The 16,459-nt window shown below is 68.6% G+C and carries 16 protein-coding genes; 11 read left to right on the top strand and 5 right to left on the bottom strand.

The window, feature by feature from the left end:
* Positions 1-90 precede the first annotated feature (90 nt).
* A complete protein-coding gene (locus EV645_RS18290) occupies positions 91-828 on the top strand; it encodes an SDR family NAD(P)-dependent oxidoreductase (RefSeq protein WP_157997094.1) in 738 nt (245 codons plus the stop codon).
* On the opposite strand, the gene EV645_RS18285 is transcribed toward EV645_RS18290, so the two are convergent.
* Positions 813-3,146: a glycoside hydrolase family 95 protein gene (locus EV645_RS18285; protein ID WP_130445086.1), complete on the bottom strand. Its 2,334-nt coding sequence runs from the start codon at positions 3,144-3,146 to the stop codon at positions 813-815. The two genes, EV645_RS18290 and EV645_RS18285, sit on opposite strands and share 16 nt — an antisense overlap.
* 65 nt (positions 3,147-3,211) lie before the next feature.
* The gene (locus EV645_RS18280) at positions 3,212-5,041 is read right to left on the bottom strand and encodes an ABC transporter ATP-binding protein (protein ID WP_242000493.1); all 1,830 of its coding nucleotides are present in this window, start codon (positions 5,039-5,041) and stop codon (positions 3,212-3,214) included.
* 354 nt (positions 5,042-5,395) lie between these two features.
* Here EV645_RS18280 and EV645_RS18275 point away from each other — a divergent pair, with 354 nt between their 5' ends.
* Positions 5,396-5,821, top strand: coding sequence for a MarR family winged helix-turn-helix transcriptional regulator (locus EV645_RS18275; protein WP_130445084.1), 426 nt, complete (start codon positions 5,396-5,398; stop codon positions 5,819-5,821).
* Between the two features lie 289 nt (positions 5,822-6,110).
* Positions 6,111-6,458 (top strand): hypothetical protein, encoded by a 348-nt coding sequence (locus EV645_RS18270; protein WP_130445083.1) that lies wholly within the window; start codon positions 6,111-6,113, stop codon positions 6,456-6,458.
* A gap of 36 nt (positions 6,459-6,494) precedes the next feature.
* Here EV645_RS18270 and EV645_RS18265 read toward each other — a convergent pair whose 3' ends face one another.
* Positions 6,495-7,412 carry a 2-dehydropantoate 2-reductase gene (locus tag EV645_RS18265; RefSeq protein ID WP_130445082.1) on the bottom strand — a complete coding sequence of 306 codons (918 nt, stop codon included), beginning with the start codon at positions 7,410-7,412 and terminating at the stop codon, positions 6,495-6,497.
* A gap of 54 nt (positions 7,413-7,466) precedes the next feature.
* On the opposite strand from EV645_RS18265, the gene EV645_RS42520 reads away from it, so the two are divergent.
* From EV645_RS42520 to EV645_RS18250, 3 genes are read left to right on the top strand one after another with little or no spacing between them, the layout of a single operon-like run.
* A complete protein-coding gene (locus EV645_RS42520) occupies positions 7,467-7,994 on the top strand; it encodes a CGNR zinc finger domain-containing protein (protein ID WP_130445081.1) in 528 nt (175 codons plus the stop codon).
* 53 nt (positions 7,995-8,047) lie between these two features.
* Complete coding sequence (locus EV645_RS18255; protein ID WP_130445080.1) at positions 8,048-8,575, top strand: hypothetical protein; 528 nt, start codon at positions 8,048-8,050, stop codon at positions 8,573-8,575.
* Complete coding sequence (locus EV645_RS18250; RefSeq protein WP_130445079.1) at positions 8,572-9,474, top strand: alpha/beta hydrolase; 903 nt, start codon at positions 8,572-8,574, stop codon at positions 9,472-9,474. The genes EV645_RS18255 and EV645_RS18250 overlap by 4 nt, the downstream gene beginning before the upstream one ends.
* Here EV645_RS18250 and EV645_RS18245 read toward each other — a convergent pair.
* Positions 9,455-10,912 carry a peptide MFS transporter gene (locus tag EV645_RS18245; protein WP_198681678.1) on the bottom strand — a complete coding sequence of 486 codons (1,458 nt, stop codon included), beginning with the start codon at positions 10,910-10,912 and terminating at the stop codon, positions 9,455-9,457. The two genes, EV645_RS18250 and EV645_RS18245, sit on opposite strands and share 20 nt — an antisense overlap.
* Positions 10,913-10,951: 39 nt before the next feature.
* Positions 10,952-11,674 (bottom strand): hypothetical protein, encoded by a 723-nt coding sequence (locus EV645_RS18240; protein ID WP_130445077.1) that lies wholly within the window; start codon positions 11,672-11,674, stop codon positions 10,952-10,954.
* A 137-nt stretch (positions 11,675-11,811) separates the two neighbouring features.
* Here EV645_RS18240 and EV645_RS18235 point away from each other — a divergent pair, with 137 nt between their 5' ends.
* From EV645_RS18235 to EV645_RS18215, 5 genes are all read left to right on the top strand, one after another.
* Positions 11,812-12,804: a LacI family DNA-binding transcriptional regulator gene (locus tag EV645_RS18235; protein ID WP_130445076.1), complete on the top strand. Its 993-nt coding sequence runs from the start codon at positions 11,812-11,814 to the stop codon at positions 12,802-12,804.
* Between the two features lie 31 nt (positions 12,805-12,835).
* On the top strand, positions 12,836-13,798 hold the full coding sequence (locus EV645_RS18230; protein WP_130445075.1) for a Gfo/Idh/MocA family protein: 963 nt from the start codon (positions 12,836-12,838) through the stop codon (positions 13,796-13,798).
* Positions 13,799-13,829: 31 nt separating this feature from the next.
* The gene (locus EV645_RS18225; RefSeq protein ID WP_130445074.1) at positions 13,830-14,843 is read left to right on the top strand and encodes a Gfo/Idh/MocA family protein; all 1,014 of its coding nucleotides are present in this window, start codon (positions 13,830-13,832) and stop codon (positions 14,841-14,843) included.
* On the top strand, positions 14,843-15,655 hold the full coding sequence (locus EV645_RS18220; protein WP_130445073.1) for a Gfo/Idh/MocA family protein: 813 nt from the start codon (positions 14,843-14,845) through the stop codon (positions 15,653-15,655). The genes EV645_RS18225 and EV645_RS18220 overlap by 1 nt, the downstream gene beginning before the upstream one ends.
* Before the next feature lie 67 nt (positions 15,656-15,722).
* Entirely contained in the window at positions 15,723-16,433 is a 711-nt protein-coding gene (locus EV645_RS18215; RefSeq protein ID WP_130445072.1) for a 2OG-Fe(II) oxygenase, read from the top strand.
* The last annotated feature ends 26 nt before the right edge of the window (positions 16,434-16,459 follow it).

Raw genomic sequence — 16,459 nt, 5'->3', positions numbered from 1 at the left:
CGTCGTAGGCTGCTCATCCAAGGGGATGGTGGGGCGCTGCAGGGGGTGCTGCATGATGCTGGATTTCGGCCTGGGCTCGGGGATGGGAAAGTGACTTCGCTGCGGCGGATCCTGATCTGGATTTCGGGAGCCTCCGCAGGGCTGGGGGCTGCGCTGGCCGCGACGATTCCGTTCGAGAACGCGGAGCTGATCGACATCTCGCGTCGTGGTGGTACGGCGGGGGCACATCACGTAGCCGTCGATCTCGCAGAGCCGGCGTCGTGGCCGGTGGTTGACGACGACTTCCAGCAACGGATAGCGACCTGCGATCCGGAACTGGTGATCTTCATCCACAACGCCGGCACACTGACGCCACTCGGATCGGCCGATCACGTCGACACCGCGCAGTACACGCGTAACGTACTGCTCAACTCGGCATCCGCCCAGGTGCTCGGGCACTCGTTCCTGCGCGCGGTGTCCGGCCGGCAGTGCGAGCAGCACCTGATCATGATCTCGTCCGGCGCGGCGATGCGGCCGCACGAAGGTGAGGCGAGCTACTGCGCAGGCAAGGCGGGGATCGACCAGTGGGTGCGCACGGTCGGGTTGGAGCAGCGGCGCCGAAGTCCAGGCTGTCGGGTGATCTCCGTGTCACCCGGCGCACTCGACACCGACATGCAGGCCGAGCTCCGGGCCTCCAATCCCTTCGAAGTCCCGGACTCGACCCGCTTCCGCGAGATGGAGGCGCTCGGCCAACTCTCGAAACCCGAGAACGTTGCCCGCATCATCTGGTCGCTTCTCGACCGCGACCTGGAGAGCGGCGCCGTCCTACACGTTCACGACCTGATCTGATAGCTCAGCGGAACACCTGCGCTGAGTGACACCTGCTGGCGCTGATCGCCGTGCCGAATCACCACGGTCGTGTCCCGATCCGCTGTCAGTACGGCGTTTGCAGCGGCCGGAGACCAGTCCAGGTCGACGCCGACGCCGCCACGCGCACGCAGGCCGGTGATTGCGCCTTCGGCCCACTCGGCCGGAAGCGCGGGAAAGATCTCTAGCTCGTCCGTGTGACTCTGCAGCAGCATCTCCGCGATCCCGGCGGTAGCGCCGAAGTTCCCGTCGATCTGGAAGGGCGGGTGCGCGCAGAAAAGGTTCGGGTACAGGCCGGAACCGTCACCGACGTAGTCCGTCCCGGAGTCGCCGGCGGGCTTGAGCAGCTCGCGGACGAGGCGGTGTGCGGCCGCGCCGTCACGCAGTCTGGCCCAGAGCGAGATCCGCCAGGCGAGCGACCAGCCGGTGCTCTTGTCGCCGCGGAGCTCGAGCGTACGGGCTGCGGCTCGCGCAAGTTCCGGCGTACCGTCCGGGGTGATCTGGTCGCCGGGGTGCAGGCCGATGAGGTGAGAGGTGTGCCGGTGGTGCGGCTCGGCTTCGGGCAGGTCCTCGAGCCACTCCTGTAGTTGCCCTCGGCCACCAATTTGCGGGTCGGGAATGCGCTTGCGGGCGTTCGCCACATCGTCGATGAGCGGGTCGGTCAGATCGAGCTCGTTCGCCGTTCGGGTGCACCGGTCGAACAGATCGGCGATGAGCGACAGGTCCATCGTCGAGGAGGTCGTGACCGAGGCGGGGCTGCCGTCCGCGGCGATGTACTCGTTCTCCGGTGAGGTGGACGGCGCGGTGCCGAGGGTGCCGTCCGGGAGCTCGATCAGCCAGTCGAGGCAGAACTCGGCGGCGCCCCGCAGTACCGGCCAGACGTCCTGGAGGTACTCACGGTCGCCGGTGAACGCGAAGTGGTCCCAGAGGTGGCGGCACATCCAGACGCCGGCCATCGGCCAGTTCGCCCATTTCGGGTTGCCGTCGACAGGCGCGGTCCAGCACCACGCGTCGGCGTTGTGGTGCGCGGCCCAGCCCTTGGCGCCGTACAGGTCCTCGGCGGTACGACGTCCTGCTGCGGCGAGGTTCTTGACGTACGTGAGCAGCGGCTCGTGGCACTCGGACAGAGACGTGGTCTCGGCCGGCCAGTAGTTCATCTCCGTGTTGATGTTCACCGTGTAGTTGCTGCTCCACGGCGGCTGGAGGTGCTCGTTCCAAATGCCTTGCAGGTTGGTCGGCAGGCCGCCGGCGCGGGAGCTGGCGATCATCAGGTAGCGGCCGAAGTTGTAGATCAGCGCGGCGAGGCCGGGATCGTCGGACGCATCCGCGAGCCGACGGTCGGTGGTCAGGTCCGCGGTCGACGGCAGCGTGAGGATCGAACGCCGGAAGAGACTCTGATAGTCGGAGACGTGCTCATCGTTCAGCTCTTCCGATCGGTCCAGCGCGTTGAGTACGGTGGCGTCGGCGGCCTCTCGGCATTCGGGTGCTGTGCGGGTCGGCGCGGTGTGCGGGCCTTCGTAGCCGGTGGCGGTCGAGAGCACGAGCAGGAGTTGCGTCGAGTTGCTGATCGTCAGCGCCTCGTCGGTCGACGTGGTGGATCCGTCGGTGCGGGCGCGGAGTACGACGGCCGCGTTCATCCCACGGTCGTCGCCGTCGGAGTACTCGATCTCCATACCGGCCCTGCCGTGCGGCGGCGGGACGGACGACGGGCAGGCGGCAAGCAGCGCCAGACCGTTGTCGCCGACTGCCTGCGTGGTTGCGCGGAGCTGCGAGGACAGGCGGATCGTCACGTCGAGTGGCTGCGAGGCGCCAAGACGTAGGATCAATGCCTGCGCCGGCGCGCTGACAAAGACCTCCTGCCAGACCTCGACTCCCGCGACCTCGTACTCGGACCGCGCGACCGCGGTGTCCAGATCAAGCCGGCGCTGGTACTTCGTAACCTCGCCGTCGACGCGGAAGTCGAGCAGCAGGTCGCCGAGCGGGAGATAGGCCTGCGAGTGCCCGCTGTGGAACCCGTGCGCGAGTTCCTCGGCCGTGCGTACGTCGCCCGTCGCCAGCGCGGCGCGGATCCGGTCCACCGCAGCGGCGCCGACCTCGCCGACCGGCGTGGCCAGGCGGCGGGTGGTGTCGGGGCTGCCGGACCAGAGGGTCTCGTCGTTCAGCGCGATCCGGTCGTGGCCGGGGCCGCCGAACGCCATCGCGCCGATCCGGCCGTTGCCGAGCGGCAGCGCCTCCAGCCAGTTTGCCGCCGGGGCGTCGTACGTCAGTTCGGTGGCCGCCGCAGTCATCCGATCTCTCATGCGCTGATCCTCCCCCGAGCGCGTGCCGCCACGCGACGGGGGTCCAACTGGCGGTCAGGGCCTGCCTAAGCCGCCTTGGCGAACTGCGTTGCGTACAGGTCGGCGTACAGGCCGCCTGCGGCGAGGAGTTCGTCGTGGGTGCCGCGTTCGCGGATGCGGCCCTCGTCGAGGACGAGGATGACGTCGGCGTTGCGGATCGTCGACAGCCGGTGCGCGATGACGAGCGACGTACGGCCGACCAGCGCGTTGGCCAGTGCGGCCTGGACCGCGGCCTCCGACTCGGAGTCGAGGTGGGCGGTCGCCTCGTCGAGGATGACGATCGACGGGGACTTGAGCAGCAGCCGGGCAATCGCGAGGCGCTGGCGCTCACCACCGGACAGCCGGTAGCCGCGATCGCCGACCACGGTGTCGAGGCCGTCGGGCAGGCTGTTGACGAGCGTCGCGATCTGCGCGCCTTCGAGCGCCTGCCGCAGTTCGTCGTCGGTGGCATCCGGGCGGGCCAGGAGCAGGTTGGCGCGGATCGTGTCGTGGTACATGTGCGAGTCCTGGGTGACGACGCCGATCGCCGCGCGGAGCGAGCTCTGCGTGACTTCGCGTACGTCGTGACCGCCGACGAGGACGGCTCCGCCGGTTGCGTCGTACATGCGGGAGACGAGCGAGGACAGCGTCGACTTGCCGGCACCGGACGGGCCGACGACGGCGACCAGTTGGCCGGGCTCGACGGTGAACGTGACGTCCTTGAGGACCTCTTCACCGGTCTCGGCCGACAGCGTCGCGACCGACTCGAGCGAAGCGAGCGATACCTCCTGGGCGGACGGGTAGTGGAACGACACGTGGTCGAACTCGATCGACGGCTCGACGGTCGGCGGCAGCTCGCGCGCATCCTTGCGATCGGCAACCATCGGCGGGAGGTCGAGGACCTCGAGCACCCGCTCGAAGCTGACCAGTGTGGTCATCACATCGACCTGGATGTTGGACAGCGCGGTCAGCGGGCCGTACAGGCGGTTCAGGTACGCCGTCAGGGCAACGACCGTACCGATGCCGAGGGCACCTTCTACCGCGAAGACGCCGCCGACGCCGTACACGAGGGCGACCGCGAGAGCGGCGACCAAGGTGAGCGAGACGCGAAAGATGCTGCCGTACATGGCCGTGGTGACGCCGATGTCGCGGACGCGGGCAGCCTTGCCGGCGAAGTCACGCGACGAGTCCTGGGTCCGGCCGAAGACCTTGGCCAGCACCGCACCAGCGACGTTGAAGCGCTCGGTCATCGTCTGGGCCATCGTGGCGTTGAGCTTGTACGTCTCGGCGGTTGCCTCACGCAACTTGCCGGCGAGGAGCCGGGCCGGGATGACGAACAGGGGCATGACGACGAGGGCGAGCAGGGTGATCTGCCACGACATCACGAACATCGCGGCGAGGACGAGGGCGACGCTGAGCAGGTTGCTGACGACGTTCGACAGCGTCGAGGTGAAGGCCTGCTGGGCGCCGAGGACGTCACCGTTGAGCCGCTGGATCAGGGCGCCGGTCTGCGTCCGGCTGAAGAAGGCGACAGGCAGTTGCTGCACGTGATCGAAGACGGCGGTGCGGAGGTCGTAGACGAGACCCTCACCGATGCGAGCGGAGAACCAGCGCTCGCCGAGGGTGATCGCGCTGTTCGCGACCGCCAGCATGGCGACGACGAAGGCGAGCCAGACGACGACCTGGGCGTGGCCCGGGACGATCCCCTTGTCGATGATCGCGCGGAACAGCAGCGGGGTGACCGCACCGGTCCCGGCGTCGAACGCGACGAGTACGAGGAAGAAGGCAAGGTAGCCGCGGTACGGACGGGCAAACCCGAGAATCCGCCGGAGCGTGCCGGCGGACAGCTTGTGGTGACGAACGGAGGAGTCTTTCATCAGCGAGCGCATCGCACGCCCGCCGCCGCCTCCCCCGCCGGGAAGTCCAGAAATCTGTGACATACAGACCCTTTCGGCAGGGAACAGTTATACTGAGGTTAACTCACTATGAGACAACCTCACAAGATCCCTCCTTGTTCCCTGGCATGCGCGACGGCCCTACGGGCCGCGCGCCACTAGGTTCTGTCTGGTGATCCAGCGCCGTAGCGAGGAGGTGCTCGGTGCGGTGCATCGGCGCGCGGGGGCGAAGGGGTCGATGCGGAGCATCGTTCCCTTTGCACCCGTGCGGCGAGGTGCCGTGCCGAGTGCCCCGCAGTAGGCGCTGGATCACCAGACAGGACCTAAGCTCTGCTCATGCATGGGCCGGATGATGCTGCGGAACAGATCGCCGCGTTGCTGGACGGGATTGTCCGGCGGCAGCGGCGGGCTTCGCGGGAGGGTTTCGGGGAGAGCGTCACCCACGGGCAGTTCCGCGTACTGCGGACGCTCGACCGCGCGGACCGGGCCCTCCGCCTGAGCGAACTGGCCGCCCAGCTCGGCATCGTCCCGCGCTCAGCCACCTCCGTCGTCGACGACCTCGAAGCGGCCGGCCTGGTCGAACGCCAACCGGACCCCCACGACCGCCGCGCCACCCTCGTCGACCTCACCCCCAACGGCCGCCAGATCCTCAACACCCTCCGCGAGAAGCGCCGGGACGTCATGGTCAGCCAGTTGTCCCGCCTCACCCCCGAGGAGCAGCAGGTCCTCGCCCACCTCCTCCAACGCCTCGCCAACGACTGAGCCGCGCCCCAACCAGCCCTACCGCCGCCGCCCCTCGCCGCCCGGCCCCCTCGGCCCATCCAGCCCTACCGCCGACGCCCCGCCCCTCGGCGCATCCAGCCCTACCGCCGACACCCCGCCTCTCACCCCATCCAGCCCTACCCCCGCCGCCCCGCCGCTCGACGCCCCCGCCTTGCCGTCGCCGCCCCCGGCGGACGTCTCAGGGGTCAACCCCGGAGTTTGCCGGTTCTACCCCCTCCATACGGGGTGCGAAGCGGCAAGCTCCGGGGTTGACCCCTGAGACGAACGGGTGCGGGGCCGCGCTGTACCGGCGATCGAGGCGCTCGGCCGGCGCGGCTACACCCCGGCAGGCGCCGTACTGATGTCAGGCACCGTGGCCTCGCTCGCGATCAACCTGACGGCTGCCGAGGAGCGGCATCGCCCGTACTTCGAGGGTCCGCATCGCCGCGAACTCGAGAAGGTCTACGCCCTGCTCGCCACCGACGAGCTGCTGCTCGCGGCACACCAGGAGCTCCCGCAGATCAGCTCCGAGGCGTACTTCCGAATGGTGATGACCGGCTGCATCCGCGGGCTCGTCTCTGCTGCCCCGCCGAAGCGCTCAGTGATGGACGTCCTCACCAGCCTCGGTCTGGAGTAGCCGCACCGAGCTGCGCGAGTACGGCGTACCCAGGGGCTAGTTGCCTGCGGCGAAGGCTCTGGTGGTGGCCAGGTTGTAGAGGAACGTGTTGACCGGTGTGGGGACGCCTGCCTCGTTGCCCAGGCGGACTACCGCGCCGGTCCAGGCATCGAGCTCGGAAGGGCGGGCGGCGATGAGGTCGCGTTGGAGGGAGGTGGTGCCGTCGGCTGGGAGGCCGTCGATCCAGGCGAGGGTGCGGGGTACGACGTCCTCGGCGAGGTGGATGCCTCGGGCAACGGCGACGTCGCGGATCTCGGTGGTGGCGTCGGTGAGGAGTTGCCGGGCGGCCGGGTGGGTGCGGAGTACGCCGTAGCCGGCGCCGGTCGCGGTGCCGAGGCCGCCGCTCGGGACGACCGAGAGGAACTTGGTCCAGAGCGCGGCCCAGATGTCCTCCGAAACAACGGCTTGCAGCCCGGCGGAGGCGAAGGCCTCCTGGAGCGAGTCAGCGCGCGAGGACTGCCGGTTGTCCCACTCGGCGAACGTCAGCTTGCCGCTGCCGAGGTGCCGGATGATCCCCGGGCCGTCGACGTACGCGATAACCTCGGCCGCACCGGGCAGTACCGCGTCCCGCCCGAACGACTCGGCGACCTGGTCCGGTGCCTCCACGCCGTTCTGCACCGTGACGATCGCAGTATCCGGACCGACGAGCGGCTGGATCGAGTCGACCGCCTCGGACAACTGCCAGGTCTTCACGCTGACCAGAACGTAGTCGACCACGCCGAGCTCGGCCGGCTCGCTCGTGGCCTGCACCGGCAACTGGAGATCGCCGGCAGGGCTACGCACGACCAACCCGTCCGACCTCAGCGCCTCGAGGTGCTTGCCCCGCGCCACGAACCCGACGTCCTGCCCCGCCGCGGCCAGCCGCGCGCCGAAGTACCCACCGACGCCGCCCGCGCCGACGATCCCGATCCTCACAAGCTGCTCCCTTGTTACCGGTTTAACTGGTAACACAAATGATAGGCTACGACCATGAACACGCGCTTCACCTGGGTCGCCGGCCGGCCGTCTGTCGACTTCACCGCGACAGTGGGCAAGCGGGAGCAGGCACCGTTCGAGCGCATGCCGGAGCCGGCGGATCTCGCTCGCTGGTTCCGCGAGGCGGGTCTCACCAACGACGAGGTGCCGGTCTCGCGTCGCACGCGTGAACAAGCAATCCAGCTCCGCGAGGCGCTCTACCGGCTCTTCACCGGCGCGACGCTCCCCGCCGACCTCGAGGTGGTCAACCAGTGGAGCAGCCGCCCACTCGCCGGCCCGCGCCTGACCCCGGACCGCCGCGTGGCCACTGACCTGACCGACGTCCCGGAGCTGCTCACCAGGCTGGCGCGGGACGCCGTCGACCTGCTCACCGGACCGCTGGCCGAGCGGATCCGGGTCTGCGCATCCGACGATTGTTCCTTGCTCTTCGTCGACACGAGCCGCGCCGGACAACGCCGGTGGTGCTCGATGAACACCTGCGGCGCCCGCGCCAAGATGGCGACGTACCGCGCGACGGATTGAGAAGTTCGCGCAATCCACCAGGGCGTGAGCAGTCCGGCTGGTTGATTGTCGGCATGCGTACACCGACTACCACTCCGGCGCAGGCGGCCGGAATGATCCGCCGGGATCAAGAACTCCTGCTGAGCCGGGTCGACGGAAAGAGCGCGGACGAACTGCGGGCGCCGTACGACGTGACCGCCGGCCCGCTCGGGGACTTCTGCGACTCCTTGCACGACCTGGTCGCCCACGTGCTGATGTGGGACGAGATCAACCTCGCCGTACTGCGGGATGCCAAAGCAGGCCGGTTGCACTGGAGCCTCGACCCCCGCTGGGAGACCGCCGAGATCGGCCGAGCGCTCAACCTGGGTGGCGTCGAAGCGGGACGGCGGATCCCGTCCGAGCTGGTTCTCCACAGGTTCGACAGCGTTGGCGCCGCGATGCTGGCCGAGATCGAGCAGTACGACGACCAGGGGTGGGCCGACCCAACGACCGGTGCCGGGTTCGACGGCGGGATCGGGGCCCTGGCTGAATACGTATCCACGACGCCGGACGGGTTCATGTTCGCCCACGCGGCCCGCCATCTGCAGCCGGTCTCCGCATGAACCGGGAGCTGATCGAGAGCCCGGAGTACGGCTCGGAAACCGACGCGCTCCTGAAAGTGCTGGCCGACGCGCCCGAGATCGACGGTTCCTACGAGGCATTGCTTCTGGATCGGGAAGACCTGCCGGATCCCGCGCTGGCCGGCCATCCCGACCCCCGCGTTTCGTTGGACGACCTGACGATCGAACTACCGGGACGCGCACTGGAGGCGCGGGTCTACCGGTACGCGACGCAGCCGCGGCCGATCGTGCTCTGGCTGCACGGCGGCGGTTTCATCGGCGGTCACCTACGCGACATCGAGTATGCGACCTCCGGGATCGCTGCCAACGGCAACGTCACCGTTGTCTCGCTCAACTATCGCCTGGCACCCGAAAACCCCTATCCAGCAGGACTTCACGACACCTACGAGACCCTGCAGTGGATCCGCGAACACACAACCGAGCTCAACGGCGACGGCCGGATCGTCATCGGCGGTCAAAGTGCGGGCGCAGCACTTGCCGCCGGCACCTGCCTGCTGGCGCGGGACGAAGGCACCCCACTCCCCGATCGCCAGATCCTCTGCTACCCAACCCTGGACCTACACCCTGACGCAGACTGGCACGAGTGGTACTTCGCCACGACCGATAACGAGATCCCCGCGACCGCCGTACCACTCCAGGCAGAATCGCTCGCGGGCCTCCCACCGACCCTCATGCTTGCCGCCGGCCGGGACTCCCTGCGACCGGACGCCCTCGCCTACGCCGGCCGTCTCGCAGAGGCCGGTATACCAACCAGGCTGGTCGAGTACGCCGACACCATGCACGCGTTCCTCAACTTCCCCGCCGCACTGTCGGCTGGGCGTCATGCGGTCGAGCTGATCGGCGCAGATCTCCGTTCGACGTTCAGTGCACCCCGCGCATGAGTCGCCGGATGGCAGGCGTCGCCAGCGCGAGCAGCCCGCCCAATACCAGCGCGACCCCGCCGATCACACCGAAGTACGGCGTCTCGTGCTCGGCGCTGTAGAGCTTCGCGAGTACGCCGGACATCGCCGTACCGAGCGCGACCGAGAGGAAGAACAGGGCGACCATCTGGGTGCGGAACGCCTCGGGTGCGAGCTTTGTCGACAAGGAGAGACCGACCGGCGAAAGCAGTAGCTCGGCGATCGTGAAGACCAGCAGGATGCCGGTGAGTCCGAGCAGCGGCGCGCTGTTCGGACCGCCGCCGGCCATGGTCAGGAACAGCAGGAAGGCAACGCCCATGATCGCCAGCCCGGCGCTGAACTTGATCGGCGTCGACGGCTGGCGGGGCCCGAGTTTCGTCCACAGCGCGGCGAACACGCCGGACAGGATGATCACCATCACCGGGTTGATCGACTGCACGAACGACACCGGCATCTCCCAGCCGAAGATGTTCCGGTCGAGCCGTTGGTCGGAGTAGACGGTCACCACGGTGAACTGCTGCTGATAGAGCGACCAGAACGCCGCACTCGCGATGAACAACGGGATGAACGCGAGCACCCGGCTCCGTTCGACCTCGGTCAGCCGGCCGCTGCCGAGAATGACGACGAAGTAGGCGATCGCCGCGAGCGCGCTGATGACCGCGACCGCGAGCGCGTACCGTCCGGCCGGCAGGATGCCGGAGATCAGGATCCCGACGACGACCACCAGCGCCACCGCGGCGCCGATGAGCACCCGGCGCAGCGCGTCGGCGGTCAGCGGGTTCGGCACCCGGCGGGCCTCGTCGCTCAGGCGACGACGGCCGGCGCCGTACTGGACCAGGCCGAGGAACATCCCCGCCGCGGCCAGGCCGAAGCCGTAGTGGAAGCCGACGTTCTTCTGCAGCAGGCCGGTCAGCAGAGGTCCGGCGAAGGCACCGAGATTGATGCCGAGGTAGAACAGGGAGAATCCGGCGTCACGGCGGTCGTCGTCCTCGCTGTACAGCGTCCCGACCAGCGAGGTGGCGTTCGCCTTCACGCCGCCGCTGCCGGTGGCGATCAGCACCAGCCCGACCGCGACCCCGCCCAGGCCGGGGATCAATGCCAGTGCGATATGACCGGCCATCACCACGACCGCGGCGTAGAACAGCGTGCGCTCCGGACCGAGCACCCGGTCGGCCAGCCAGGCGCCGAGGATCGTGGAGAGGTAGACGAGTCCGCCGTACGCGCCGACGATGCTGGTCGCCGTACCTTCGTCGATGCCGAGGCCGCCGCGCTCGGCGGTGTAGTACAGATAGATGAGCAGGATGCCCTGCATGCCGTAGAACGAGAAGCGTTCCCAGAGTTCGACGCCGAAGAGGTTGGCCAGGACGGGCGGTTGACCGAAGAACGTGCGTTGCGGTTGTTCGGTCTCCGGGCTGGTCACGACAAGACTCTCCTCGGTGATTGGCTCAGGTGATCAACGTCAGTGCTCGGCGCGGTGGGTGAAGAAGCGCGCGGGGTTGCCGGCGGCCCGTGGGTTCGAGGCGATCCAGGTCGCGAACCAGTCGGGATGGCGGCGCTCGAGTTCGTCGAGATAGGCACGCCGTACGTCGACCATCGCCTGCCGACGGTCTGCACCGAGGGCCCGCTGGAGCTGGGTGAAGCTCCGCCGCCAGGCCAGGCACAGTTCCTCGTCGCTCAGCTCGCCGACGCTGCGTACGACGGCGGCGAGGTACTTCGGCATCGGCCAGTCCTCCGCCGTACGGCCGTCGGACTGGACCACCTGCAGCAGCTCGGACGATGCCGCGGGCAACTTTATCGGCCGGCGTCGCTGTACCTCACGAGGGGGCCGGTCGGGCGTCCCGGAGCGCAGCCAGCTGACGACGGGCGGGGAGGCGCCGACGACGAGGAGCATGAGCGCAACAGTCCGGGCTCCGACGGCGGCGGCGTACCCGCAGACCGCGAGCACGAACAGTCCGCCGACCACGGCCCAGCGCGGGACGAGGTAGACGAGGTCGCCGGACGGCAGGTCGCGGCCCAGGCCGATACTCAGGCAGACCGCTCCCGCCGTGAACGCGGCGACCATGAACGCGACCAGGTTCGTCGACGGGGAGACGAACACCAGCGACGCAACGACTCCGATCGCGGCCAGCAGTCCCACGGCTGCCCGCCAGATGCGCGAATACCGCAGCTCGACGTCCACCATGTTCTTCCCAGTGCCCCATCGCCCGATCGTCCAACCAGACGTTCCAGTCCCAGTGTTACTCGCCAGTGCCCATCAATGAAGACACCGTGTCCAAAGTCCTGAAGTAGTTCTGCAACCGGTTGCACTATCGTGGGTCTATGTCGCCACGTTTGCAGCGGGTGCCGGGGGTCACGATCGGGGATATCGCTGCCGCAGCTCGGGTCTCGCGGTCGACGGTGTCGCGGGCGTTCACGCGGCCGCAGCTGCTCAGTGCGGAGACCGTCGATCACGTCCGCGCGGTCGCGGTCCGGCTCGGGTACGTCGGAAACCAGGCGGCGCGGGCGCTGTCGACGGGGCGGTTCGGGAACATCGCGGTCGTCGTACCGGATATCGCGAACCCGTTCTTCCCGCCGCTGGTTCGCAGCCTGCAGTCGGCAGCGGAGACGGCCGACCTAGCGGTGTTCCTCGGCGACTCGGACGAGTCTGCGGAGCGGGAGGCGAAGCTGATCGCCCGGCTCGCGCCGCAGGTGGAGGGGTTCGTGCTGGCGTCGCCGCGGCTGTCCGAGGAGCTGATCCGCGAGCTCGCCGCCACTCGTCCGGTTGTCTTGGTGAATCGCGATCTCGAGGGCATTCCCCGCGTGCTGATCGACTCTTCCGGCGGGATGACCGAGGCGGTGATGCTGCTGAAGAAGCTCGGTCACACGCGGATCGCGTACTTGGCCGGCCCGCGAGACTCATGGTCCGACCAGCAGCGCCGGGAAGTTCTGACGTCTGCCGCGTCGGGATTGACCGTGGAGGTGATCGAGGTCGGCCGCCCGAGCTACGCGGCCGGACGGGACTCGGTGTCGGCGGTCGTACGGTCCGGTGCGACGGCCGCGATCGCGTTCGACGATGTGGTCTCACAGGGCGTGCTGGCCGGGCTCGAGCTGCGCGGCATCTCGGTGCCTTCGGACTTCAGCCTCGTCGGCTGCGACGACACCCTCGCCGCGCTCACGACCCCGGCGCTCACCAGCGTCTCAGCGGGCGCGGCAACCGCTGGTACGGCGGCCGCCAAGCTCCTGATCCAGCTGCTGGAGGACCCGACCGCGGAGTGCATCACGATCGCGACCCACCTGGTGATCAGAGCGACGACGGCCGCGGTGACGCGTTGACGTGCAACCGGTTGCATGCTGGAATCACGAGATGACTCGGATCGCCATCGCCGGAGCTGCCCATCCGCACGTGGCCTATGCGACCGCGGAGGTTGACGCCGTCGACTCCCTCGAACTGGTCGCGGTAGCGGATCCGAGCCGGGAGATCGCCGAGCGGTGGGCTGCGCCGTACGACGCGAAGGTGTTCACGGACCACCAGCAGATGCTGCGCGAGGTCGAGCCCGACATCGTCATGGTCGCCGGCATCTACGGCGACCGCGGTCAGGCAGTTGTCGATGCCTTGAACGCCGGTTGCCACGTCATCGCCGACAAGCCGCTCTGCACGACCCTCGAAGACCTCGACGCGATCACCGAAGCCGTGCGACGGACCGGCCGTCACGTCACGCTCCTGCTGGAGAAGCGCTACTACCCCGTCACGCTCGCGGCCCTCGAGATCTCCAGTCAGCTCGGCACGATCCACGGCGTGACCGCATCCGGTCCGCACAAGCTCAACCGCCCGACGCGCCCGGACTGGTTCTTCGACCGAGCGCGGTACGGCGGCTTGCTGAACGATCTCGCCGTACACGACATCGACGCCGGACTGCTCTTCACCGGCCTGACCAGTGGGACCGTGAGCGGCTTCGTGGTGGACAGCTCGTACGGCGTGGCGACGCTGAGCGGACCCGGTGCGCTGATCACCGCCGGTGTGGACTGGATGAATCCGGCCGGCTCGCCGATGCACGGCGACTACCGGATGAAGCTCGTCGGCACCGATGGCACGGCCGAGCTGCTGTGGGCGCGCAACCGTCTCGTCGTCACCACGACCAACCTCGCACCACACGACGTACCGCTGCCGGCCGGCCATCGTCCTGCCGAGCTCCCGCTGCAGGCGCTTGCTGCAGGCAACGAACCGGAGATCACCACGAGTCGCGGTCTGCTCGCTACCCGCTTGGCCCTGCTCGCACAACAGTCCGCCGAGACCGGCGGCGTACCGCTCCCTTGGACGACTCCCTGATCACCTGATCCCCTGATCGAAGAGAGGTCTCATGCGTTTCGCCCTGATCGGTGCCGGCGCGATCGGCACTGTGCACGCTCGCCTCATCGAAGCCCTCGGCACCGAAGCCGAACTGGTCGCGGTCGTCGACCAGAACCTCGACCGCGCCGGCAAGCTCGTCGAGCCGTACGGCGGCCACGCCTACTCCACCCAGGCCGAGGCGTACGCCGATTCTTCCGTCGACGCCGTGGCGATCTGTCTGCCGAGCGCGCTGCACGCGGACAATGCCATCGAGGCGTTGCAGGCCGGCAAACACGTGATCGTCGAGAAGCCCGTGGACATCACGCTCGAGGCCGCGGACCGGCTGATCGAGGCGCAGCGTGCGACGGGTCTCACCGTCTCGGTGATCAGCCAGCGTCGCTTCCAGCCGCCGGTGACCCAGATCCGTACGGCGATCGACGCCGGCGCGCTCGGCCGCGTGACGTCAGGGATCTCCGAGTCGGCGTTCTTCCGGCCGCAGTCGTACTACGACGGCGACGACTGGCGAGGCACGCTCGCGATCGACGGCGGCGGCGCGCTGATGAACCAAGGCATTCACGCGCTCGATCTGCTGGTGTGGATGCTCGGGCGGCCGGTCCAGGTCAGCGCCCAGACCGGCATGCTCGCCCACTCCGGGATCGAGGTCGAGGATCTGGCCGGCGCTTCGATCCTGTTCGAGAGCGGGGCGATCGGGCTGCTGCTCGCCAGCACTGCGGCGTACCCCGGTCGTCCGGTGCGGCTGACGATCCACGGCGATCAAGGTACGGCGGTGCTCGACGACGATCAGCTCGCGTACTTCGCCTCGGCTGAGGGCGGTGAGCCTGAGGCGCCGGTGCTGGAAGGACCGGACGATTGGGGTCCGGTGGAGCTTGCCCACCTCGCGCAGTACCGCGACTTCATCGATGCCGTTCGTGACGGGCGCGCGCCGGCCGTGTCGTTGGAGGCTGGGCGTCGCTCGTTGGCGACGGTGCTCGCCGTGTACGAATCCGCCCGCCTCGGGCGTCCCGTTGAGCTGAAGGAGAACTGATGCGCATCGCCTTGGTCGGGACGGAGAACAGCCACGCGGACCACATCGTCCGTGCCTTGAACGTGGACCAGATCTCGGACGCGCGCGTGGTCGCCCTGGTCGGCGACGACGAGAAGACCCGCAAGCTCGCGGCCCTTGGCGGAATCGCTGACGTCGTACCCACGTCGGGCGAGCTGATCGGCTCGGTCGACGCGCTGATCGTGACCAACCGCGACGGCGCGGTGCACCGCGAGCTCGCCGTACCGTTCCTCGAGGCAGGCACGCCGGTCTGGGTGGACAAGCCGCTTGCGGCCAGTACGGCGGATGCGCGGGCGATCCTCGACGCGGCGCGGCTGGGCGGCGCGCTCGTGACGTCGTACTCCGCTGTGCGGTGGGTCGCGGATGCTGATGTGCTTGCGGAGGCTCAGGTCGGCGAGGTCCAGACAGTCACGGTGACGGGGCCGGCTGATCCGGACAGCGAGTACAGCGGGATCTTCTTCTACGGCATCCACATCGCTGACCTCGCGCAGCGGCTGGCGCCTGGTGAACCCGGGCCGGTTTCGGTCGAACACGTCGGTTCGACTGTGGTGGCGCGGTATCTGTGCAACGGCGTTCTCGTGACGCTGCAGTTCGTGAAGCCGACGGATGACGGGCGGGTGCCGTTCCACGCCACGGTCGTCGGGCGGACCGGGTTGGTGAGCCAAGCGGTGGAGTTGGACGCGGAGTACGTCGTACCCGGTCTGAAGGTTTTCCTGAAGATGCTCGAGACCGGTGAGCGGCCGCTGGACGACGCGACCTTGCTGGCGCCGATCACGGTCCTCTCGCAGTTGTGACGCGGGGCAGCACAGGTACAGCCCGTCGTAGCCCTCACCCGGTCGCGGGCTGCGGCGTTCCATCGGTATGAACAAGTACGAGCGACGAGTGGCCGGAGCGGACTGGGACGCGGTGACGGCCGAGGTGAACGATCTCGGCTGCGCGCTGCTTCCCCAGTTGCTGACGCCGACCGAGGCTGCCCGGATCGCGGCCCTGTACGACGACGTCTCGCGCTTCCGCGCCACGATCGACATGGCGCGGCACCGGTTCGGGGAAGGCCAGTACCGGTACTTCGACCATCCGTTTCCTGACGCCGTCGAGGCGTTGCGGCAGGCGCTGTACCCGCGGCTGCTGCCGATCGCGCGCGATTGGTATTCGAAGCTGGGCCGCTCGGCGGAATGGCCCGACACGCTCGACGAGTGGCTCGACATCTGCCACGCAGCCGGGCAGACGCGGCCTACACCGATCCTCTTGCGATATGGCGCGGGCGACTGGAACGCGCTGCATCGCGACCTGTACGGCGACAAGGTGTTCCCGCTCCAGGTCGTCATCAACCTGAACGACCCCGGCGTAGACCACACCGGCGGCGAATTCCTCCTGGTCGAACAACGCCCGAGAGCCCAGTCCCGAGGCACCGCCACCCTCATCCCCCAAGGCCACGGCCTCCTCTTCACAACCCGGGACCGCCCAGTGAAGTCCACCCGAGGCTGGTCCGCCTCCCCCGTCCGCCACGGCGTCTCCCCCATCAAATCCGGCCAACGCCACACCCTCGGCCTCGTCTTCCACGACGCCAAGTAAAGGAACACCGCTCTGCGGCGACTCGT

The organism is Kribbella rubisoli (assembly GCF_004217145.1).
Classification (GTDB): domain Bacteria; phylum Actinomycetota; class Actinomycetes; order Propionibacteriales; family Kribbellaceae; genus Kribbella; species Kribbella rubisoli.
The sequence above is the reverse complement of the archived record's forward strand: the minus strand, read 5'-3'. Positions and strand labels throughout refer to the sequence as shown.